This window comes from Klebsiella sp. 141240 (assembly GCF_050600805.1).
Classification (GTDB): Bacteria; Pseudomonadota; Gammaproteobacteria; order Enterobacterales; family Enterobacteriaceae; genus Klebsiella; species Klebsiella aerogenes.
The window spans coordinates 95,197-117,070 of sequence record NZ_JAQIRK010000009.1 but is presented as its reverse complement, the minus strand read 5'-3'; the positions used below and the strand labels follow the sequence as shown (position 1 = coordinate 117,070).

Annotated in this window: 17 protein-coding genes; 9 read left to right on the top strand and 8 right to left on the bottom strand. The window is 55.8% G+C overall.

The features are described 5' to 3' along the window. Nucleotides 1-323: 323 nt before the first annotated feature. On the top strand, nt 324-1,973 hold the full coding sequence (locus PGQ95_RS16755) for a DUF3300 domain-containing protein (RefSeq protein WP_430918790.1): 1,650 nt from the start codon (nt 324-326) through the stop codon (nt 1,971-1,973). Nucleotides 1,974-1,983: 10 nt separating this feature from the next. Then, on the top strand, nt 1,984-2,790 hold the full coding sequence (locus tag PGQ95_RS16750) for a DUF2950 family protein (RefSeq protein ID WP_213794598.1): 807 nt from the start codon (nt 1,984-1,986) through the stop codon (nt 2,788-2,790). A gap of 44 nt (nt 2,791-2,834) precedes the next feature. Here the strand turns inward: PGQ95_RS16750 and PGQ95_RS16745 are convergent, their stop codons facing one another. From PGQ95_RS16745 to pdhR, 5 genes are all read right to left on the bottom strand, one after another. Further along, nucleotides 2,835-3,119 (bottom strand): hypothetical protein, encoded by a 285-nt coding sequence (locus tag PGQ95_RS16745; protein ID WP_087860872.1) that lies wholly within the window; start codon nt 3,117-3,119, stop codon nt 2,835-2,837. Nucleotides 3,120-3,283: 164 nt separating this feature from the next. Further along, nucleotides 3,284-4,708: a dihydrolipoyl dehydrogenase gene (gene lpdA / locus PGQ95_RS16740; RefSeq protein ID WP_015368220.1), complete on the bottom strand. Its 1,425-nt coding sequence runs from the start codon at nt 4,706-4,708 to the stop codon at nt 3,284-3,286. Nucleotides 4,709-4,914: 206 nt separating this feature from the next. Further along, a complete protein-coding gene (gene aceF, locus PGQ95_RS16735) occupies nt 4,915-6,807 on the bottom strand; it encodes a pyruvate dehydrogenase complex dihydrolipoyllysine-residue acetyltransferase (protein ID WP_045376505.1) in 1,893 nt (630 codons plus the stop codon). A 14-nt stretch (nt 6,808-6,821) separates the two neighbouring features. After that, the gene (gene aceE / locus PGQ95_RS16730) at nt 6,822-9,485 is read right to left on the bottom strand and encodes a pyruvate dehydrogenase (acetyl-transferring), homodimeric type (protein ID WP_015368222.1); all 2,664 of its coding nucleotides are present in this window, start codon (nt 9,483-9,485) and stop codon (nt 6,822-6,824) included. Nucleotides 9,486-9,625: 140 nt separating this feature from the next. Next, nucleotides 9,626-10,405, bottom strand: a complete 780-nt coding sequence (gene pdhR, locus PGQ95_RS16725) for a pyruvate dehydrogenase complex transcriptional repressor PdhR (protein WP_015368223.1) — start codon at nt 10,403-10,405, stop codon at nt 9,626-9,628. Nucleotides 10,406-11,050: 645 nt separating this feature from the next. On the opposite strand from pdhR, the gene aroP reads away from it, so the two are divergent. The 3 genes from aroP (at nt 11,051) to PGQ95_RS16710 (ending at nt 14,958) form a co-directional block, all read left to right on the top strand. Then, the gene (aroP, locus tag PGQ95_RS16720; RefSeq protein ID WP_183269049.1) at nt 11,051-12,424 is read left to right on the top strand and encodes an aromatic amino acid transporter AroP; all 1,374 of its coding nucleotides are present in this window, start codon (nt 11,051-11,053) and stop codon (nt 12,422-12,424) included. A gap of 171 nt (nt 12,425-12,595) precedes the next feature. After that, entirely contained in the window at nt 12,596-14,002 is a 1,407-nt protein-coding gene (locus PGQ95_RS16715; RefSeq protein WP_113374420.1) for a glycoside-pentoside-hexuronide (GPH):cation symporter, read from the top strand. After that, the gene (locus PGQ95_RS16710; protein WP_430918786.1) at nt 14,002-14,958 is read left to right on the top strand and encodes a glycoside hydrolase family 43 protein; all 957 of its coding nucleotides are present in this window, start codon (nt 14,002-14,004) and stop codon (nt 14,956-14,958) included. The genes PGQ95_RS16715 and PGQ95_RS16710 overlap by 1 nt, the downstream gene beginning before the upstream one ends. Nucleotides 14,959-15,034: 76 nt before the next feature. Here the strand turns inward: PGQ95_RS16710 and ampE are convergent, their stop codons facing one another. Together ampE and ampD are read right to left on the bottom strand one after the other, a co-directional pair. Continuing rightward, on the bottom strand, nt 15,035-15,889 hold the full coding sequence (gene ampE, locus PGQ95_RS16705; RefSeq protein WP_087860876.1) for a beta-lactamase regulator AmpE: 855 nt from the start codon (nt 15,887-15,889) through the stop codon (nt 15,035-15,037). Continuing rightward, entirely contained in the window at nt 15,886-16,449 is a 564-nt protein-coding gene (gene ampD, locus PGQ95_RS16700; protein WP_308958823.1) for a 1,6-anhydro-N-acetylmuramyl-L-alanine amidase AmpD, read from the bottom strand. The genes ampE and ampD overlap by 4 nt, the downstream gene beginning before the upstream one ends. Before the next feature lie 137 nt (nt 16,450-16,586). Here ampD and nadC point away from each other — a divergent pair, with 137 nt between their 5' ends. From nadC to hofC, 4 genes are all read left to right on the top strand, one after another. Beyond that, entirely contained in the window at nt 16,587-17,480 is an 894-nt protein-coding gene (nadC, locus tag PGQ95_RS16695) for a carboxylating nicotinate-nucleotide diphosphorylase (RefSeq protein ID WP_015368230.1), read from the top strand. Nucleotides 17,481-17,660: 180 nt separating this feature from the next. After that, entirely contained in the window at nt 17,661-18,092 is a 432-nt protein-coding gene (gene ppdD, locus PGQ95_RS16690; RefSeq protein ID WP_087860878.1) for a prepilin peptidase-dependent pilin, read from the top strand. A gap of 10 nt (nt 18,093-18,102) precedes the next feature. Continuing rightward, on the top strand, nt 18,103-19,488 hold the full coding sequence (gene gspE / locus PGQ95_RS16685) for a type II secretion system protein GspE (RefSeq protein WP_087860879.1): 1,386 nt from the start codon (nt 18,103-18,105) through the stop codon (nt 19,486-19,488). Further along, the gene (hofC, locus tag PGQ95_RS16680; protein ID WP_430918783.1) at nt 19,478-20,683 is read left to right on the top strand and encodes a protein transport protein HofC; all 1,206 of its coding nucleotides are present in this window, start codon (nt 19,478-19,480) and stop codon (nt 20,681-20,683) included. The genes gspE and hofC overlap by 11 nt, the downstream gene beginning before the upstream one ends. Nucleotides 20,684-20,713: 30 nt before the next feature. Here the strand turns inward: hofC and PGQ95_RS16675 are convergent, their stop codons facing one another. Beyond that, nucleotides 20,714-21,757, bottom strand: coding sequence for a GMP reductase (locus tag PGQ95_RS16675; protein WP_015368234.1), 1,044 nt, complete (start codon nt 21,755-21,757; stop codon nt 20,714-20,716). Nucleotides 21,758-21,874 lie beyond the last annotated feature (117 nt).

Below are 21,874 nucleotides of genomic sequence, written 5' to 3'. Positions count from 1 at the left end.
GTAGGCGATTTTCTTCACGCTCCTGTGAGACAGCAGTTTGTAGGGTAAATGCCCGATACCGCGACGGCAGCATAGCAGGATTTTTGAAGGGTGTTAATCTGTTTACAAAAAAGCAACATTAAAATTTAGCTGAATCGTTAAGGGCAGGATATTGCAGGCTTTCTGTTCAAATGCTGGTAGATAAATTTATTTCTGTTACAGATTTAATGTCAGGATCCCAACAAAAATCAAAAAAAACAATATCGTCTTCATATACTCCCGTAACGTACCGTTTTCGCCGATACTTTAGCGAGATGGGTAACATTTCTGTGTCAGGAGCTTCCATGTCACTACCGTTCAAACCCCATATTATCGCCCTGCTCTGCAGCGCAGGCTTACTCGCGGCGGCGGGAACGCTATATGTTAAAAGCCGTACCCCAGAGACTATCGCTGAAGCGCCGGTGACGGCGCAGCCCACAACGGAACCAGCACCAGCATCCCCGACTGCACCGGCGGCGGGACAACCGGTCGTGGCCACCTATACCCAGGCGCAAATCGACCAATGGGTCGCGCCTATTGCGCTCTACCCGGACAGTTTACTCTCGCAGGTATTGATGGCCTCCACCTATCCGGACAACGTTATGCAGGCGGTGCAGTGGTCGCAGGATAACCCATCGATGAAAGGCGACGCGGCCGTTCAGGCCGTTGCCAGCCAACCGTGGGATCCGAGCGTCAAATCCCTCGTCGCTTTTCCCGCCCTGCTGGCAATGATGGGCGAAAATCCGCCGTGGGTGGAAAACCTTGGCGACGCATTTTTAGCCCAGCCGCACGATGTGATGGATTCCGTACAGCGTCTGCGCGCCATTGCCCAACAAACTGGAACATTGAAATCCACGCCGCAACAGAAAGTGACCGTCACGGCCTCGGCACCCGCCTCTTCGAGGTCATCGAATAGCAATAGCACGGTATCATCCTCGACAAGCTCAACGGCATCGCCAGCGCCTTCGCAGATTATCAAAATTGAACCGACTAACCCGCAAGTGGTATACGTTCCGAGCTATAACCCTTCGACCGTCTACGGCAGTTGGCCGAATAGCGCCTATCCCCCGGTTTATCTGCCGCCGCCTCCGGGAGAGCAGTTCACCGATAGCTTCGTCAAAGGTTTTGGTTACAGCCTTGGCGTCGCCACCACCTGGGCACTTTTCAGCAGCATCGACTGGGATGATGATGACCATCATCATGATGACGATTACCATCACGGCGGCTACCAGCACAATGGCGATAACATCAATATTAATGTGAATAATTTCAACCGCATTACCGGGCAGAATCTGCCGGGTAACCATGTTAACTGGCAGCATAACCCCGCCTATCGCGGCAACGTGCCTTATCCGAATAATAATGTCGCCCAGCGCTATCATCAGACCAATGTGCCCGGCGGACTCAGCGCGACCCAACACGCGCCGGTCGATCGCAATGCTCAACGGCAAGCGGCGATGACGCAGCTCCAGCATCCCAACGCGCCTGCCGCCAGCGCAGGCAAGCTGGCGGCTAATAACGCCTCTCGCGATGCGCAGCGTCAGGCGGCTTCTCAACAATTGAAGCAGGCCACCCAGCGCAGCAGCTACCGTGGCTACGACAGCACGCCGACGCCTGCCAAACAGCAGCGTCGCGAAGCGGCGAAAACGCAGCTGCAACATCCAACGCCGCAGCAGCAACAGCATCGCGACGCCGTGAAGAGCCACGTGCAAAATCCTACGCCTCAGCAACAACAGCGCCGTCAGCAGATTCATTCCGCGACGCCGGCCCAACGTCAGCAAGCGGTGAGCACGGCACGCGCCAATGCCTTAAGCGGCAACGAAAGTCGCTCCCCCTCCTGGCAATCGCAGCAGGCGCGCGGGCTGCAAAGCCGCAATATTTCCGGCTTGAGCAGCGAACAGCGCGGCGCCGCCAGAGAGCGTCTTTCCGAACATCATGAATTGCGTCGTCGCTGAGGATGAGCAGATGAGAAAACCATTACAGATCGCCCTATTCACGCTAATGCTGTCGCCGCTCGCCTCCTTCGCCCAGCAACCGTTCCCCACGCCGGAGAAAGCGGCAAGCGCGCTGGCCGATGCGCTCAATCATCGTGATAAAGCCGCGCTCAATAATCTGCTCGGCGATAACTGGCAGCAGTTTTTACCCACCGATGGTATTGATCCCAATGCCGTCGACCGCTTTCAGCGCGACTGGCAGGTGAAACACGTCATTGTCCAGCAGGGTAACAGCGCCTGGCTCGATGTCGGTAGCGAAGCGTGGCGGTTGCCGATTCCCATTGTCAAAGATGAACAGGGCTGGCGTTTTGATATGGCGGCCGGGGAAGATGAAATTCTCACACGCGCCATCGGCCGCAATGAACTGTCGGCAATTGCCGCCATGCACGCCTACGTTGATGCCCAGCAGGATTACTATCAAATGAATCATCGCTGGGCACAAAAAATCATCAGCAGCGAAGGCAAAAAAGATGGCCTGTACTGGCCTACCTCGCCGGGTGAAACGCCAAGCCCGCTGGGGCCGGCATTCAGCCCGACGGAGCCCGGCGCCGGGTATCATGGCTACCGCTTCCGCATTATCGCCGATAACGATAATCAAGGCGTCGCTTTACTGGCATGGCCGGTAGAGTGGGGAGAAACCGGGGTGATGAGCTTTATGATCGATCAGAACGATAAGGTCTGGCAGGCGAACCTGGGCGAAGAGAGCGCGACGAAAGCGCAGGCAATTACGCATTTTGCCCCCGATTCTGCAGCCGGATGGCAGGCGGTCAATCAATAAAAAAATGCCCGGTTGCGCGATAGCAACCGGGCACTCTCTGGTGCTTAGCCCTGGTGCGGCATCAGCTCCGGATAACCGGCAAAAGCAGGTTTCTGACTGGTCAGCGCCGCTTCATCCGAGCTGATGCTCCCGGAATTCGCCGCCCACACCCCTTCAGTAGTTTTCGTCACCAACTGATGCTGCGCATTCAGATCCTGGCCCATCGCCGCAATATGGCTATTTTCAGTGCCGCCGCTGTTCGCAGCCCAGGGAATGACCGCATCGGCCGCACAGGCCATACCGGAAACTAATGTCGTCGCTAACAGCGCCGTGGTTAACAAGCGTTTCATCTCACACCTCAGATACATAATTAACTGCCTATTAGTTTACTGAGTGACTATTTTCAAAGTATGTATGAGGTGTAGCGGTTTGTGAACACGGACATAGTTCTAAACATTAGCGATAAAAAAAGCGGCTCTGAGAGCCGCTTATGCATTTTACCCGAAAGAAAAAGTTACTTTTTCTTCGCTTTCGCGTTTGGCAGGTCGGTAATGCTACCTTCGAAGACTTCTGCCGCCAGGCCAACGGACTCGTGCAGAGTCGGGTGAGCGTGGATAGTCAGCGCGATGTCTTCCGCGTCGCAGCCCATTTCGATAGCCAGACCGATTTCACCCAGCAGCTCGCCGCCGTTGGTGCCGACAATCGCGCCGCCGATAACACGGTGGGTCTCTTTGTCGAAGATCAGTTTGGTCATACCGTCTGCGCAGTCGGAAGCGATAGCACGGCCGGAAGCAGCCCACGGGAAGGTGGCGGTTTCGTAGCTGATGCCCTTCTCTTTCGCTTCTTTCTCAGTCAGGCCAACCCATGCCACTTCTGGCTCGGTGTAGGCGATAGACGGGATAACTTTCGGATCGAAGTAGTGTTTCAGGCCGGAGATAACTTCTGCGGCAACGTGACCTTCGTGTACGCCTTTGTGCGCCAGCATCGGCTGGCCGACGATATCGCCGATAGCAAAGATGTGCGGCACGTTGGTGCGCATTTGTTTGTCAACGCGAATGAAGCCGCGATCGTCAACTTCCACGCCGGCTTTGCCTGCGTCGAGGTTTTTACCGTTCGGCACGCGGCCGATAGCCACCAGCACCGCGTCGTAACGCTGCGCTTCCGCCGGGGCTTTTTTGCCTTCCATGGAAACGTAAATACCGTCTTCTTTTGCTTCAACAGCGGTTACTTTGGTTTCCAGCATCAGGTTGAATTTCTTGCTGATACGTTTGGTGAAGACTTTAACCACGTCTTTGTCGGCAGCCGGGATAACCTGGTCGAACATTTCAACCACGTCAATCTCTGAACCCAGCGCATGGTATACGGTACCCATTTCCAGACCGATGATACCGCCGCCCATAACCAGCATGCGTTTCGGTACAGATTTCAGTTCCAGAGCGTCGGTGGAATCCCAAACGCGCGGGTCTTCATGCGGGATAAACGGCAGTTGAATCGGACGGGAGCCCGCCGCGATGATCGCGTTGTCGAAGTTAATCACGGTTTTGCCGTTTTCGCCTTCAACTTCCAGGGTGTTAGCGCCGGTGAATTTACCCAGACCGTTAACCACCTTCACTTTACGACCTTTGGCCATGCCAGCCAGACCACCGGTCAGCTGAGTGATGACTTTTTCTTTCCAGGTGCGGATCTTGTCAATGTCGGTTTTCGGTTCGCCGAAAACGATGCCGTGTTCGGCCAGCGCTTTCGCTTCTTCGATAACTTTAGCAACGTGCAGCAGTGCTTTAGAAGGGATACAACCCACGTTCAGGCAAACGCCGCCCAGGGAGCTGTAACGTTCTACGATGACGGTTTCCAGACCTAAATCAGCGCAACGGAAGGCTGCAGAGTAGCCTGCAGGACCTGCCCCAAGTACCACGACCTGAGTTTTGATTTCAGTACTCATCATGACCTCTGTAATTTATATCCGGCGGGTCTGACGCTTTTATTATTACGCCCAAGTCCACCGGGACGTTCTATCCGCGTGTATTTTACAAAATTGTTAACAATTTTTAAACAACAAACGGCAAACGATTTTGTCCTTTGTTGCTGATAATCCTCAACAGCCTGAGGTTATCAGAAAAAAGCCGGCCGTCAGGCCGGCTTTTTCGCTTACATCACCAGGCGGCGAATGTCGCTCAAGGTGTTGTTAATGATGGTAATGAAGCGGGCACCATCAGCACCGTCGATGACGCGGTGGTCGAAGGACAGAGAGATCGGCATCATCAGACGCGGAACGAACTCTTTACCATTCCATACCGGCTCCATCGCGGACTTAGACACGCCCAGAATGGCCACTTCCGGCGCGTTAACAATCGGCGCGAAGTGGGTGGTACCCAGGCCGCCGATGCTGGAGATGGTGAAGCAACCGCCCTGCATTTCGCCAGCAGTCAGCTTGCCATCGCGCGCTTTCTTCGAGATGGTGGTCAGTTCGCGAGACAGCTCGGTGATGCTCTTCTTGTTCACGTCTTTAAAGACCGGAACCACCAGACCGTTCGGAGTATCAACCGCCACACCGATGTTGATGTATTTCTTCAGCGTCAGACGCTGACCGTCTTCGGACAGCGAGCTGTTGAAGCGCGGCATCTGCTCAAGCGCAGCGGCAACGGCTTTCATGATGAAGACCACTGGGGTGAATTTCACGTCCAGTTTGCGCTTCTCAGCTTCGGCATTCTGCTGCTTACGGAACGCTTCCAGATCGGTGATATCGGTTTTGTCGAAGTGCGTAACGTGCGGGATCATCACCCAGTTACGGCTCAGGTTAGCGCCAGAGATTTTCTGGATACGACCCAGTTCCACTTCTTCGATTTCGCCAAACTTGCTGAAGTCAACTTTCGGCCATGGCAGCATGCCCGGCAGACCGCCGCCTGCGGCAGCAGCCGGTGCGGATTCAGCGCGTTTAACCGCTTCTTTCACGTAAGCCTGAACGTCTTCGCGCAGGATACGACCTTTACGGCCAGTCCCTTTCACTTTCGCCAGGTTTACGCCGAACTCGCGCGCCAGGCGGCGAATCAGCGGAGTCGCGTGAACGTAAGCTTCGTTTTCAGCGAATTCGGTTTTACCTTCTGCTTTCGCAGCCGGCGCGGCAGCTTTCTGAGCCGGTGCCGGTGCAGCAGCCGGTGCCGGTGCAGCAGCCTGAGCTGGAGCAGCAGCAGGCGCGGCGCCTTCCACTTCGAAGACCATGATCAGAGAGCCGGTAGAGACTTTGTCGCCGGTGCTGATTTTGATCTCTTTTACGGTACCCGCGAACGGCGCCGGAACTTCCATAGAAGCTTTGTCGCCTTCGACGGTGATCAGTGACTGCTCAGCGGCAACTTTATCGCCGACTTTTACCATCACTTCGGTGACTTCAACTTCGTCGCCGCCGATATCCGGTACGTTAACATCCTTCACGCCAGCTGCAGCAGCCGGTGCCGCTGCAGCCGGAGCGGCAGCCTGTGCCGGAGCGGCTGCAGGCGCAGCGCCCGCCACTTCGAAGATCATGATCAGAGAGCCGGTGGACACTTTGTCGCCGGTGTTGATTTTGATCTCTTTTACGGTACCCGCGAACGGCGCCGGAACTTCCATAGAAGCTTTGTCGCCTTCGACGGTGATCAGGGATTGCTCAGCGGCGATGGTGTCGCCCACTTTAACCATGATCTCGGTGACTTCAACTTCATCGCCGCCGATATCCGGTACGTGAACTTCTTTCGCTGCGCTTGCCGCCGGCGCTGCTGCCGGTGCCGGAGCAGCTGCTTTCTCTTCCTGCGCAGGTGCAGCGGCTGCTGCACCCTCGGCGGAATCGAAAATCATGATCAGTTTGCCAGTCTCGGTTTTGTCGCCGACGGAGACTTTAATCTCTTTCACGACGCCAGCCTGCGGAGACGGAACTTCCATAGAGGCCTTGTCGCCTTCTACGGTGATCAGCGACTGTTCAGCTTCAACTTTGTCGCCAACTTTGACCAGGATCTCGGTGATTTCAACTTCATCAGCCCCGATGTCCGGTACTTTGATTTCGATAGCCATTATTCTCTTACCTCTTACGCCAGACGCGGGTTAACTTTTTCTGCATCGATGTCGAATTTAGCAATGGCGTCAGCCACGACTTTCTTATCGATTTCACCACGTTTAGCCAGTTCGCCCAGCGCCGCAACGACCACATAGGAAGCATCGACTTCGAAGTGGTGACGCAGGTTTTCACGGCTGTCGGAACGACCGAAGCCATCGGTACCCAGTACGCGGTAATCATCAGCCGGTACGTAAGTACGAACCTGCTCGGCGAACAGTTTCATATAGTCAGTGGATGCCACAGCCGGAGCGTCGTTCATCACCTGAGCGATGTACGGTACGCGCGGAGTTTCCAGCGGGTGCAGCATGTTCCAGCGTTCGCAATCCTGGCCATCACGCGCCAGTTCGGTGAAGGAGGTGACGCTATACACGTCAGAACCCACGCCGTAGTCTTTCGCCAGGATCTGCGCTGCTTCACGAACGTGACGCAGGATAGAGCCGGAGCCCAGCAGCTGAACTTTACCTTTGCTACCTTCGAGGGTTTCGAGTTTGTAGATACCTTTACGGATACCTTCCTCGGCGCCTTCCGGCATGGCAGGCATGTGGTAGTTTTCGTTCAGCGTAGTGATGTAGTAGTAAACGTTCTCTTGCGCTTCGCCGTACATACGTACCAGACCGTCATGCATGATGACAGCGACTTCGTACGCGTAAGACGGGTCGTAGGAGATACAGTTCGGGATAGTCAGCGACTGAATGTGGCTGTGACCATCTTCGTGCTGCAGACCTTCGCCGTTCAGCGTAGTACGACCGGAAGTACCGCCGATCAGGAAGCCGCGAGCCTGCTGATCGCCTGCCGCCCAGCACAGATCGCCGATGCGCTGGAAGCCGAACATCGAGTAGTAGATGTAGAACGGAATCATCGGCAGGTCGTTGGTGCTGTAGGAGGTCGCAGCAGCCAGCCAGGATGCGCCTGCGCCCAGCTCGTTAATACCTTCCTGCAGAATCTGGCCTTTCTCGTCTTCTTTGTAGTATGCAACCTGCTCACGGTCCTGCGGGGTGTACTGCTGGCCGTTCGGGCTGTAGATACCGATCTGACGGAACAGACCTTCCATACCGAAAGTACGCGCTTCATCGGCGATGATCGGCACCAGACGATCTTTGATCGACTTGTTCTTCAGCATCACGTTCAGGGCACGAACGAAAGCGATAGTGGTAGAGATTTCTTTGTTTTGCTCTTCCAGCAGCGCGCTGAAGTCGGCCAGGGTCGGCAGCTCCAGTTTCTCAGTGAATTTCGGCTGACGAGTCGGCAGGTAGCCGTTCAGCTTTTCACGTTGAGCATGCAGGTAAGTGTGCTCTTCGGAACCTTCCGGGAAGGTCACGTACGGCAGTTTTTCGATATCGGCATCAGCCACCGGCACGTTGAAACGATCGCGGACGTAGCGAACGCCGTCCATGTTCATTTTCTTAACCTGGTGCGCGATGTTTTTACCTTCCGCGGTGTCGCCCATACCATAACCTTTAATGGTATGCGCCAGAATCACGGTCGGCTGGCCTTTGGTTTCCTGCGCTTTTTTCAGTGCAGCGTAGACTTTCTTCGGATCGTGACCGCCACGGTTCAGGGCCCAGATCTGCTCGTCAGTCCAGTCGGCAACCAGCGCGGCGGTTTCCGGATATTTACCGAAGAAGTGCTCACGAACGTAGGCGCCGTCTTTGGATTTGAAGGTCTGGTAGTCGCCGTCAACGGTTTCGTTCATCAGCTGAATCAGCTTACCGCTGGTGTCTTTACGCAGCAGCTCATCCCAACGACCGCCCCAGATAACCTTGATAACGTTCCAGCCAGCACCACCGAAGATGCCTTCCAGTTCGTTAATGATTTTACCGTTACCGGTGACCGGGCCGTCCAGACGCTGCAGGTTGCAGTTGATGACGAAGACCAGGTTATCCAGTTTTTCACGGGTCGCGATGGTGATAGCGCCTTTAGATTCCGGCTCATCCATCTCGCCATCGCCCAGGAAGGCGTAAACGGTTTGCGCAGAGGTGTCTTTCAGACCACGGTGTTCCAGATATTTCAGGAATTTAGCCTGATAGATAGCGCCCAACGGCCCCAGACCCATCGATACGGTCGGGAACTGCCAGAATTCCGGCATCAGTTTCGGGTGCGGATAAGAGGACAGACCATTACCGTGAACTTCCTGACGGAAGTTGTTCATCTGCTCTTCAGTCAGACGACCTTCCAGGAAGGCACGTGCATATACGCCCGGAGAGATGTGGCCCTGGAAGTAAACCAGATCGCCGCCGTCTTTCTCAGTGCGCGCACGGAAGAAGTGGTTGAAGCAGACTTCGTAGAAGGTCGCGGAAGACTGGTAGGATGCCATGTGGCCACCCAGTTCCAGATCTTTCTTCGATGCGCGCAGAACGGTCATGATGGCGTTCCAACGGATCGCTGAACGAATACGGCGTTCCAGCTCCAGATTGCCCGGGTATTCCGGTTCATCTTCAACGGCAATAGTGTTGACGTAATTATGCGCTGCCGCACCGGCCGCTACTTTCACGCCGCCTTTGCGGGCCTCAGAAAGAAGCTGGTCGATCAGATACTGAGCACGCTCAACACCTTCTTCACGGATGACCGATTCGATCGCCTGTTGCCAGTCGCGAGTTTCGATCGGATCCACGTCATTCTGGAAACGTTCTGACATGGGGGTATTCCTTATCTATCTAATCGTTGATTTAACTGGAACCTGTCCCATTGAACTCTTTAGCGTGTCACTCTGATGAACAACCAAAAATTCAATAAGACAGGTTCTGCGTTTAGTTGCCGCGCTCTAAAAAATGGCGCTTAAGAACCGGAGTTCTCGTCCTTTCGTTGCTGTAAACGACGCAGTGAACGTTCTCTACGACTCTGTTCACGGCTACGATCCAGCAAAATTTCCTCAATGAACGCCAGGTGACGGTGCGACGCCTCACGCGCCTGCTCCGGCTCCCCGGCCATTATCGCCTCGAAAATGCGAGTACGATGGTTGCTGACCAACGGGAGCATTTCCCGGCGGGCATACAGCAATTCAAAGTTCTGACGAACGTTTTGTGCCAGCATCGGCTCCATACACCTTAGCAGATGGAGCAACACCACATTGTGCGCCGCTTCGGTGACGGCGATTTGGTACTGGACGACAGCGCCGGATTCGGCGTCGAGATCGCCGGACTGTTGGGCCCGTTCAATGGCTTGATGCAGTTCGCGAATACGGTCGCGATCTTCATCATTGCTGCGCAGCGCCGCGTAATAAGCCGCGATGCCTTCCAGCGCGTGACGGGTTTCCAGCAAATCGAATTGGGATTCAGGATGGTCGGACAGGAGCTCGACCAACGGGTCGCTAAAGCTCTGCCACAGGCTGCTTTGTACAAAGGTTCCACCGCCCTGGCGACGAAGCAACAGGCCCTTGGCTTCGAGGCGTTGAATCGCCTCACGGAGCGAGGGACGGGAAACGTCGAACTGTTTTGCCAGTTCGCGTTCAGGCGGGAGTTTTTCACCGGGGCGCAACGTCCCCTCAAGAATCAGAAACTCCAGCTGCTGCTCTATCACATCAGAAAGTTTTGGTTGGCGGATCTTGCTGTAGGCCATATTCCCTGTCTCTGCCATTCGCCCGGAGTCAATTGGTCTTACCAATTTAAAGTTCGTAGCGCTAAAGTAACAAAGTATTCACCTCCTGTCCATACAGGTTTTGATTGAAATCAGTAAACCCGGCCTTTTTTAACAACCTTACAGAAATAACGTTTCAGAAATGTAACCTTGCACAAAACTTACATTTACCCAGCAAGGGGTAGCATTAACTTTATATAAACGAAAAATTACGCTTTCTGAACCGATTCAAGAAGCGAAAAAGTGCATTTATAAACCAATAAAGTGAATAGATAACCAATAAAGGGTAGCGGCGACGGTGGTAAGAAAAAATGACAAACGGTGTCTTTTTGTTCGTTCCGTCATCATCCCTTCATAAAGCAGGTGCATTCGCACGCCCTTACCATTATTCTTCATCAGGCGAAAGGTCTTTGAGGGAATTTCCGCTTTTCTTTCCGTAAAGAAATCAATACAAAAATGGAATTTCATAATTACACAAACACAACAATGTGTGCGTTGCGTCACTCGGGTAAAAACTGGCCTCAAACGCCTTGAAATTAGCTAACTATGCTATTTGGCAGAGACGGACAGCAAAGCAGCAACCTGAAGGATGAAGCGTATAAACATAATAACCACACACGAGGTTTCATGATGGAAGGTCAACAGCATGGCGATCGACTCAAGCGCGGCTTGAAGAACCGCCATATACAGCTCATTGCGCTAGGAGGCGCTATCGGTACGGGCTTATTCCTGGGTAGTGCGTCAGTGATTCAATCTGCAGGTCCTGGTATTATTCTCGGCTACGCTATCGCCGGGTTTATCGCCTTCCTGATCATGCGCCAACTCGGCGAAATGGTCGTCGAAGAACCGGTAGCCGGTTCATTCAGCCATTTTGCTTATAAATACTGGGGCGGCTTTGCCGGCTTTGCCTCCGGCTGGAACTATTGGGTGCTGTATGTGCTTGTCGCCATGGCGGAGCTAACCGCCGTCGGTAAATACATCCAGTTCTGGTGGCCGGAAATCCCTACCTGGGCCTCGGCAGCGGTCTTCTTCATCGCCATTAACGCCATTAACCTGACCAACGTAAAAGTGTTCGGCGAAATGGAATTCTGGTTCGCGATTATTAAAGTCGTCGCGGTAGTGGCCATGATTCTGTTCGGCGCCTGGCTGTTGTTCAGCGGCAACGGCGGCCCGCAGGCTACGGTCAGAAACTTGTGGGATCAGGGCGGTTTCCTGCCGCACGGTTTCACCGGGCTGGTGATGATGATGGCGATCATTATGTTCTCCTTCGGCGGTCTGGAACTGGTGGGGATCACCGCGGCGGAAGCGGACAACCCGGAAAAGAGCATCCCGAAAGCCACCAACCAGGTTATCTACCGTATCCTTATTTTCTATGTAGGCTCCCTGGCCGTGCTGCTCTCGCTGCTGCCGTGGACGCGCGTCACCGCCGATACCAGCCCGTTCGTCCTGATCTTCCACGAACTCGGCGACACGCTGGTGGCAAACGCCCTCAACATCGTGGTGCTGACCGCCGCGCTCTCGGTTTACAACAGCTGCGTATACTGTAATAGCCGTATGCTATTCGGCCTGGCGCAGCAGGGCAATGCGCCGAAAGCGCTGCTGACTCTCGATAAGCGCGGCGTACCGGTCAACACCATTCTGGTATCCGCCGTGGTCACCGCGCTGTGCGTGCTGATCAACTATCTGGCGCCGGAATCGGCGTTCGGACTGCTGATGGCGCTGGTGGTCTCCGCGCTGGTGATTAACTGGGCGATGATTAGCCTCGCGCACATCAAATTCCGTCGCGCCAAGCAGCAGGAAGGCGTGAAAACGCGTTTCCCGGCGCTGTTCTACCCGCTGGGTAACTGGGTATGCCTGCTGTTTATGGTCGCGGTACTGGCGATCATGCTGATGACCCCGGGGATGGCGATTTCGGTGTGGCTGATACCGGTATGGATTGCCGTTCTCGGCGTTGGCTATCTGTTTAAACAGAAAAGCGCCGGCGTCGTAAAAGCACAATAATACATCTCGTCACGCCGTGTCCGTCCTTTACCGACGGGCACGGCGCATTGTTATCTGCTTCACACTTTCCTTCCTGTAACAGTTTTCTCCATATCGATGACGGATTACTGCAACGTAATTCCCGACGCTAAGACCAATAATTCTCTCCAGACTGCAATGGAGAGTTCCAGGATGACAGGCAATACACTTTCGCTGAAAGAAAAGATTGGCTACGGGATGGGCGATGCCGGATGTAACATTATCTTTGGCGCCATCATGTTGTTCGTTAACTATTTTTATACGGATATTTTTGGTCTTGCGCCGGCGCTGGTTGGGGTGCTGCTGCTTTCGGTGCGCGTCATCGATGCCGTCACCGACCCGATCATGGGGGCGATGGCCGACCGCACTCGTAGTAAATATGGCCGCTTTCGCCCATGGCTGCTGTGGATGGCCTTCCCCTACGCCCTGTTCAGCGTGCTGATGTTCACCACCCCGGAATGGACCTACAACAGCAAGGTTATCTATGCCTTCGTCACCTACTTCCTGCTGTCGATAACCTATACCGCGATAAACATCCCCTACTGCTCTTTGGGGACGGTGATGACATCCGACCCGCAAGAACGTGTCGCCTGCCAGTCATACCGCTTTGTGCTGGTCGGTATCGCGACGCTTCTGCTCTCGCTGACTCTGCTGCCTATGGCGGAGTGGTTCGGCGGCGCTGATAAAGCCAAAGGTTATCAAATGGCGATGACCGTATTGGCGTTCATCGGCATGTGTATGTTTTTGTTCTGCTTCGCCACCGTACGCGAGCGCATCCGCCCGGCGGTCCAAACCAACGACGAGCTGAAAAAAGACCTCAAAGATGTGTGGAAAAACGACCAGTGGGTTCGCATTTTGCTCTTAACCCTGTGCAACGTTTGCCCCGGCTTTATCCGTATGGCCGCCACCATGTACTACGTCACCTGGGTCATGGGGCAAAGTACCCATTTCGCCACCCTGTTTATCAGCCTTGGCGTCGTCGGCATGATGATCGGCAGCATGCTGGCGAAAGTGCTGACCGACCGTTGGTGTAAACTGCAGGTCTTTTTCTGGACCAACATTGTACTGGCGGTCTTCTCCTGCGCGTTCTACTTCTTTAATCCGCATGCCACAACGCTGATTCTGGTGCTCTACTTCCTGCTCAATATCCTGCATCAAATCCCGTCGCCGCTGCACTGGTCGCTGATGTCCGACGTTGATGACTACGGCGAGTGGAAAACCGGTAAACGGATCACCGGCATCAGCTTCTCCGGCAACCTGTTCTTCCTGAAAGTTGGGCTGGCGGTCGCCGGGGCTATGGTGGGTTTCCTGCTGTCGTGGTACGGCTACGATGCCGGCGCGAAGGAGCAAAGCGCCTCGGCGCTAAATGGTATCGTGCTGCTGTTCTCAGTGATCCCTGGCGTTGGCTACCTGATTACCGCAGGCGTCGTACGCCTGCTGAAAGTTGACCGCAATCTGATGCGCCAAATCCAGAGTGATTTGGAAAAGCGCCGCAGTAACTACAGCGAACTGAATGAACTCCAGGAATTGAAAACCAGTGAACACATAAGGAAAGCCTGATGAACAACTGGCCTAACCCCTTTATTGAACAACGCGCGGACCCTTTTATCCTGCGCCATCACGACCACTACTATTTTATTGCCTCCGTGCCGGAATACGATCGGCTGGAGATTCGCCGCGCCGCCACGCTGGAAGGCCTGCGTGAAGCCGAGCCGGTGACCGTCTGGCGCAAGCCGCAAAACGGGCCGATGAGCCAGCTGATTTGGGCGCCGGAGCTCCACCACATCGACGGCAAGTGGTATATCTATTTCGCCGCCGCCCCGACCCATGACCTCGACGCCCAGGGGATGTTCCAGCACCGGATGTTTGCCCTTGAGTGTACCGACAGCGATCCGCTCAGCGGCCGTTGGCATGAAAAAGGGCAAATTATCACCACGTTCGATACCTTTGCCCTCGACGCCACCACCTTCAGCCATCAAGGGAAATGCTGGTATTTATGGGCGCAGAAAGACCCGCAGATCGCCGGCAATAGCAATCTCTATCTGGCGGAGCTGGAAAACCCGTGGACGCTAAAAGGCGCGCCGCTCATGCTGAGCAAGCCGGAGTTCGCCTGGGAATGCCGGGGATTTATGGTCAATGAGGGGCCTGCGGTGCTGGTACACGGCGATAAGCTATTTATCAGCTATTCCGCCAGCGCGACCGATGAAAACTACTGCATGGGATTATTATGGATCGACCGTGAAGCCGACCCGCTGGTGGCTGAAAACTGGCATAAATCCCCGCAGCCGGTATTTCGCACCAGCTATGAAAACCGCCAGTATGGTCCCGGCCACAATAGCTTTACGCAAACGCCGCAGGGGGAAGATGTGCTGGTGTACCACGCGCGCAACTACACCGAAATTGAAGGCGACCCGCTGTACGATCCTAACCGTCACACCCGGCTAAAGCTGGTACGCTGGCAAGAAAACGGGATGCCCGACTTCGGCATCCCGCCCGCTGACTCGCTACGGTTATAGGACCGTAGGCCGGATAAGCGCAGCGCCATCCGGCGACATGAGTGCGCCAAGCCCAGCAGCGCCTGGCTTCGGGCTGTTAAATCAAAGTCCCGTAGATGGTCAGCAGCGCCATAATCACCACCACCACCAGCGAGGTTTTCTTCGCCATGGAAACCGCCGCTTTTGGCGTCTCAACCGCATCGACGTGCGGCTCGCGGGCCAGCGAGAACTGGGCCAGACGAGTTAATACCTGATACTGCGAAGAGTGACGGTCGCCTAGCGAGGCAAACCACGCCGGCAGCGCTTTTTCGCCGTGTCCCAGCAGCGCGTATACCACGCCAACCAACCGCACCGGCACCCAATCGACAATATGCAGAATACCGTCAATGCCGGACTGTAAACGATGGCGCGGTGTCTGATAGCGCGCAAGCCAGGTCTGCCAGGCGCGCAGGACACAATAGGCCGTCAGCGTCAATAACCCCCACGGGCCGCCGACCACCAGCCAGAACAACGGCGCCAGATAGTAGCGATAGTTAATCCATAGCAGCGCGTTTTGCAGCTCGCGAAGATATTCCTGACGATCACAGCCCGGCGGCACGCCGTGAATAAGCGTTAGCTCGCTGGCCATCGAATCGCAGGCGTGGCTATCGTTGTTCGCCGCCGCCTTCAGATAGGCATGATAATGCAGGCGCACCTTACCCGCGCCGATACACAGCAGGCCAAGCAAAATCCAGAACACCAGCAGCGGTACGTTAAATAGCTGCCCCTGTAGCAGGCGTTGAATAACATATACCACCGCCACCGCGACGACGGTCATCAGCACGGTGCCGAACAGCGAGAAATGCTTCACGCGGCGGAACAGTACCTCCAGGCGATGATCGAGCTGCCAGTGCTCGCCAAGCTTGAACAGACGCTCGGCGATGAGAACCAGCAGCGTAGTAAACAACGTCATGGTATCTCCTTATGTGACGATGCGGCCAACATACCGCGGTATTTTGCCCAATCAAAGGCCGGGCCGGGATCCGTTTTGCGTACCGGCGCGATATCGCAATGGCCGGTAATATTATCAGCAATACCAGGATAACGCTGGATAAGCGCTTGGGTAATCGCCACTAGCTGCTGATACTGCGCCTCGGTGTAGGCCTGAGTATCCGTCCCTTCCAGCTCAATGCCGATCGAAAAATCATTGCAGCGCTCGCGGCCGTGATAGCTGGAGACGCCCGCATGCCATGCGCGCTTATCAAAGGGCACATATTGGACTATTTCGCCATCGCGGCGAATCAGACAATGCGCCGAAACGCGCAGATGAGCAATCCCGGCGAAGTAAGGATGCGCGTCGGCATCCAACGTACCGGTAAATAGCGCGTCAATCCACGGGCCGCCAAACTCCCCCGGCGGCAGGCTGATATTGTGTACCACCAGTAAAGAAGGGTTTTCATCGTCCGGGCGGCAATCGTGATGCGGCGAAGGCACCCGACGCGCGCCCACCAGCCATCCGCCATTCAACTGCATGGGGAATCTCCTTTCGCAAACGTAGATCCCGGCGGCCCCACAGGCGACGCGAAATCCATTGGGTATGTGTGGTACAGAAACGTGGTTCAGGTTAGCATGTTTCCCACTTCTGAATCTTATCTATCTGGAGCTTTATCATGACGCCTCGTCGCTACAGCCCCGACCGCCGCCGTGACGCGCTGCTGGAACGTATTAATCTCGATATTACCGACGCCGTCGCGCAATCACTACGCGAAGATCTGGGCGGCGAAGTTGACGCTAACAACGATATTAGCGCGCAACTATTGCCGTCGGACGCGCGCTCTCACGCCGTCGTTATCACCCGCGAAGATGGGGTATTCTGCGGTAAGCGTTGGGTAGAAGAAGTGTTCATTCAGCTTGCCGGCGACGATGTCAGCATCACCTGGCACGTGGCTGACGGCGATACGGTAAAAGCCGATCAGCCGCTGTTCGAACTGGACGGGCCGTCGCGGGTGCTGCTAACCGGCGAACGCACCGCGCTGAATTTCGTGCAGACCCTCTCCGGGGTAGCAAGCGAAGTACGCCGCTACGTCGACCTGCTCAAAGGCACCAAAACGCAACTGCTTGATACGCGTAAAACGTTACCCGGCCTGCGCACCGCGTTGAAGTACGCGGTACTGTGCGGCGGCGGCGCGAACCATCGTCTGGGCCTTTTCGACGCCTTCCTGATCAAAGAAAACCACATCATTGCCTCCGGTTCGGTACGTCAGGCGGTGGAAAAAGCCTTCTGGCTGCACCCGGACGTACCGGTGGAAGTCGAAGTCGAAACGCTGGATGAACTGGACGAAGCGTTAAAGGCCGGCGCTGATATCATCATGCTCGACAATTTCACCACCGACCTGATGCGCGAGGCGGTAAAACGTACCAACGGCCAGGCGGCGCTGGAAGTCTCCGGCAACGTTACCTTCGATACCATTCGCGAATTCGCGGAAACTGGCGTTGACTATATTTCCGTCGGCGCACTGACTAAGCACGTGCGGGCCCTCGACTTGTCCATGCGTTTTCGTTAATTCTCTCCCCGATATCCGCCGGGTGTCGGGGCTATTTTTGCGAGACGCCTCGCACGCTTACCGTGCATCTTTGAAAGCGCTACCGAAAAGCTGGATGCCTGCATCCTAAGCGTATTTTTCCTCCTCGCCGCCGCGACGTAATCGCGCCAAAGTCACCCCACAACGAACAAGGAGTGACTTATGGATAAGCAACGTGGTTTTACCCTGATCGAATTAATGGTGGTTATCGGCATTATCGCCATCCTCAGCGCCATCGGCATCCCCGCCTACCAGAATTACCTGCGCAAAGCCGCCCTCACCGATATGCTGCAAACCTTTGTGCCCTACCGCACGGCAATAGAGCTGTGCGCGTTGGACCACGGCGGGCTATCCAGCTGCGATGGCGGCAGCAACGGTATCCCCTCACCAACGACCACCCGCTATGTATCGGCGATGAGCGTCGCCCAAGGCGTGGTCACCCTGACCGGCCAGGAGAGCCTGAACGGGCTGGCCGTCACCCTGACCCCTTCCTGGGATAACGCCAACGGTATCACCGGCTGGCAGCGCGTCTGCGCCATCAGCGATGACAGCGCGTTAAAGCAGGCCTGCGAAGATGTCTTCCGCTTTAACTGAGGTGACAGCCATGAAAACCGAACAGCTACTCTCACTCTGTCAGCGCCATCACGCGCTGTTGTTGAAGAGCGACGAGCAGACCATTGTTATCGCCGTCGTGGATGCGCCGGCGCCAGAACTGATGGAAGCGCTGCGCTTCGCTACCCAAAAGCGCATCGATATTGAATGCTGGAGCCAGGAGCGGATGGATAAGCGTCAGCATGAGGCGCAACAGTCAGCATCAAAGTCCGCCACGGGTAACACCCAGGGCGTAACCGATCTACTGAATCAAATTCTGGAGCAGGCGCTGCGCCAGCGTGCCTCTGATATCCATATTGAGCCGGCGGAAAATCAGCTGCGGATACGCCTGCGCGTCGATGGCGTGTTGCATGCCCTACCGAGACTTGAGGCCGCGCTGGCTGCGCCAATGACCGCACGGCTTAAGGTGCTGGGCAACCTCGATATTGCCGAGCATCGTCTGCCGCAGGATGGACAGTTCACTCTGACGCTGGCCGGGCGCACGGTCTCCTTTCGCATTGCAACCCTCCCCTGCCGCGGCGGGGAGAAAATCGTCCTGCGTTTATTACACCAGGTGGAGCAGGCGCTGGATCTGGAAGCTCTGGGACTCTCCTCTCGTCAGCTGGCTTTTTTCCGCGCCGCATTGAACCAGCCGCAGGGGTTGCTACTGGTTACCGGGCCTACGGGGAGTGGCAAAACCGTCACCCTGTACAGCGCGCTGCAGGCGCGAAACCGCGAAGAGGTCAATATCTGCAGCGTGGAAGATCCGCTGGAGATCCCGCTTACCGGGCTCAACCAAACGCAGATCAACCCGCGATCCGGGCTTACCTTCCAGAGCGTCCTGCGGGCGCTGCTGCGTCAGGATCCGGACATCGTCATGGTCGGAGAAATTCGCGATGCCGAAACCGCGGAAATCGCCATTAAAGCCGCACAGACCGGGCATCTGGTGCTCTCTACATTGCATACTAACTCCACCAGCGAAACGTTGATTCGCCTGCAACAAATGGGCGTAGCGCGCTGGATGATCTCCTCGGCGCTCTCGCTGGTGGTCGCCCAGCGGCTGGTGCGAAAACTGTGCCCCCACTGCCGGCGCGATGGAGGCCGCCCTACCGAGGTGCCGCACAGTCTTTGGCCACGCCCATTGCCCGGCTGGCTGGCGGTTGGCTGCCCACAGTGCTACCACGGTTACTACGGCCGCCTGGCCTTATTCGAACTGCTGCCGGTGGATAGCGCGCTGCGTCAGGCTATTAATCGCGATCTCAGCGCGGCGGAAATCGAAACGCTGGCCCGCGAAGCCGGCATGATGACGCTGTTTGAAAGCGGTTGTGAAGCGGTGGAGCGTGGATTAACCACTCTTGAAGAGATTATCCGAGTGCTGGGGATCCAGCATGGCGACTAAGCAGCTTTGGCAGTGGCGGGGGATGAATAAGCAAGGAATTCCGTGCGAGGGCGCCCTGTGGCAAGAAACGCGCGCGCAGGCGCTGGCATCACTGGAACAGCAGCAGATACTGCTGCTGACGCTGCGCCGCCAGACGGTACAGGGTTCGCTATGGCGTCCGCTCTATAGCAGCGAGGTTATACGCCAGCTTGCCACGCTGCTGCAGGCTGGTTTACCGCTGGCCGAAGGGCTTGAGCTGCTGGCCCAACAACAGCCGCACAAACAGTGGCAGGCGCTGCTGCGAATGCTGGCGCAGGAACTGGCGCAGGGCGTATCTCTTTCCAGCGCCCTGGCGCAATGGCCCCAGGTCTTCCCTCCGCTCTATCTGGCGATGATCCGCACCGGCGAGCTCACCGGTAAGCTGGAACGCTGCTGCTTTCAGCTCGCGCGACAACAGCAGGAACAGCAGCGTCTGACAGAAAAGGTAAAGAAGGCGCTGCGCTATCCGTTCATTATCCTGATATTAGCGCTGACGCTGGTCGTGGCGATGCTGTTTTTCGTTCTGCCGGAATTTACCGCCATCTATCGGACCTTCAACACGCCGCTTCCCCTGCTGACGCAAATGGTCATTCACATCGGCAATGCGTTGGCCCGCTACTGGCCGTTGCTGCCGCCTCTTTTTGCTATTCCGCTATTTCTCAACCGATTGGCCCGGCGTCGGCCTCGCTGGCTGCTGTTAAGGCAAAAATTATTACACGCGATTCCGATTGCCGGTCGGCTGATCAACGGCCAGCAATTGAGCCAGATATTTACCATTCTTTCACTGACCCAAAGCGCGGGCATAAGCTTTGTCCAGGGGCTGGAGAGCGTCGAGGAAACTGTGAGCTGCCCGCTATGGCGGAAGCGGATTGCACAGGCGCGCGCAGATATCATCCACGGCAATCCAATCTGGCAGGCGCTGACGAATTGCGGCGGATTCACCTCGCTGTGCCTGCAGCTCATTCGTACCGGCGAGGCATCGGGAGCGTTGGATACGATGCTCGATAACCTGGCGCGCCATCATAGCGAGCAAACTCATCAACAGGCGGATAATCTGGCGACGCTGCTGGAGCCAATACTGCTGGTGGTGACCGGAACGATCGTCGGCGTGCTGGTGGTAGCGATGTACCTACCTGTTTTTCATCTGGGGGATGCGCTGGGCACAATGGGGAGTTAATGGCTGGCGCCAGAGCGCCAGCCAACGTCATTACAGGCTGTTGAACACGCGGTTCTCTTGTTCCTGTACGCGGATAAAGGTTGTACGTTTAGTCAGCTCTTTCAGGCGAGAAGCCCCGACATAGGTGCATGCTGAACGCAGGCCGCCGAGGATATCACGCGCGGTATTATCCACCGGGCCGCGCAGCGGCAGCTTGACGGTTTTACCTTCCGCCGCGCGGTACTTCGCGACGCCGCCGACGTGGCGTGTCATCGCCGACTCAGAGCTCATACCGTAAAACAGCATGAATTTTTCACCGTTCTCTTCAACCACGGTACCGCCGCTCTCCTCGTGGCCCGCCAGCATCCCGCCGAGCATCACGAAATCGGCGCCGCCGCCAAAAGCTTTCGCGACATCGCCCGGCATGGTGCAGCCGCCATCGCTGATGATCTGGCCGCCGAGACCGTGCGCGGCATCAGCGCACTCAATCACCGCAGACAGCTGCGGATAGCCAACGCCGGTTTTCACGCGGGTAGTACAGACGGAACCTGGGCCGATGCCGACTTTAACGATATCAGCGCCGGAAAGAATCAGTTCTTCACACATCTCACCGGTCACTACGTTGCCGGCGATAATGGTTTTTTGCGGCCAGGCGGCGCGTGCTTTCGCCACGAACTGAACAAAGTGTTCAGAGTAGCCGTTAGCCACGTCGATGCAGACAAAGTTCAGCTGTGGATTCTGGGTCAGGATCTGCTGAGTTTTTTCAAAGTCCGCGTCAGAGGTGCCGGTGGACACCATCACATGCTGCAGCACTTCTGCGGATTCGCTCTGCACAAACGCCTGCCATTCTTCAACGCTGTAGTGCTTGTGCACGGCGGTCAGAATTCCAAAAGCGGACAGGGCTTTCGCCATGCTGAAGGTGCCGACGGTATCCATGTTAGCAGCAATAATCGGTACGCCGGACCAGGTCTGGCCTGAATGCTTAAAGGTGAATTCACGTTCCAGCTGAACATCAGAACGGCTTTTGAGGGTAGAGCGCTTCGGGCGGATAAGAACGTCTTTAAAACCTAGCTTCAGATCTTCTTCAATACGCATGTGCGAATTCCTGGGGTTAATTGCATTAATGTGAGAGCACAACTCCAGTGACGCTATCATACGCACGAATCATAGCCGCGCAAGACTGCGATTTTCACTTTTTTTACGCTACAATCG

Bases quoted from the DNA above. Each gene is read 5' to 3' on its own strand.
- ampD (WP_308958823.1), bottom strand. From the start codon at position 16,449: ATGCAGTTGAATGGCGGATGGCTGGTGGGCGCGCGTCGGGTGCCTTCG.
- pdhR (WP_015368223.1), bottom strand. From the start codon at position 10,405: ATGGCCTACAGCAAGATCCGCCAACCAAAACTTTCTGATGTGATAGAG.
- PGQ95_RS16675 (WP_015368234.1), bottom strand. From the start codon at position 21,757: ATGCGTATTGAAGAAGATCTGAAGCTAGGTTTTAAAGACGTTCTTATC.
- ppdD (WP_087860878.1), top strand. From the start codon at position 17,661: ATGGATAAGCAACGTGGTTTTACCCTGATCGAATTAATGGTGGTTATC.
- PGQ95_RS16750 (WP_213794598.1), top strand. From the start codon at position 1,984: ATGAGAAAACCATTACAGATCGCCCTATTCACGCTAATGCTGTCGCCG.
- PGQ95_RS16745 (WP_087860872.1), bottom strand. From the start codon at position 3,119: ATGAAACGCTTGTTAACCACGGCGCTGTTAGCGACGACATTAGTTTCC.
- aroP (WP_183269049.1), top strand. From the start codon at position 11,051: ATGATGGAAGGTCAACAGCATGGCGATCGACTCAAGCGCGGCTTGAAG.
- gspE (WP_087860879.1), top strand. From the start codon at position 18,103: ATGAAAACCGAACAGCTACTCTCACTCTGTCAGCGCCATCACGCGCTG.
- aceE (WP_015368222.1), bottom strand. From the start codon at position 9,485: ATGTCAGAACGTTTCCAGAATGACGTGGATCCGATCGAAACTCGCGAC.
- aceF (WP_045376505.1), bottom strand. From the start codon at position 6,807: ATGGCTATCGAAATCAAAGTACCGGACATCGGGGCTGATGAAGTTGAA.
- ampE (WP_087860876.1), bottom strand. From the start codon at position 15,889: ATGACGTTGTTTACTACGCTGCTGGTTCTCATCGCCGAGCGTCTGTTC.
- PGQ95_RS16710 (WP_430918786.1), top strand. From the start codon at position 14,002: ATGAACAACTGGCCTAACCCCTTTATTGAACAACGCGCGGACCCTTTT.
- lpdA (WP_015368220.1), bottom strand. From the start codon at position 4,708: ATGAGTACTGAAATCAAAACTCAGGTCGTGGTACTTGGGGCAGGTCCT.
- PGQ95_RS16755 (WP_430918790.1), top strand. From the start codon at position 324: ATGTCACTACCGTTCAAACCCCATATTATCGCCCTGCTCTGCAGCGCA.
- nadC (WP_015368230.1), top strand. From the start codon at position 16,587: ATGACGCCTCGTCGCTACAGCCCCGACCGCCGCCGTGACGCGCTGCTG.
- PGQ95_RS16715 (WP_113374420.1), top strand. From the start codon at position 12,596: ATGACAGGCAATACACTTTCGCTGAAAGAAAAGATTGGCTACGGGATG.
- hofC (WP_430918783.1), top strand. From the start codon at position 19,478: ATGGCGACTAAGCAGCTTTGGCAGTGGCGGGGGATGAATAAGCAAGGA.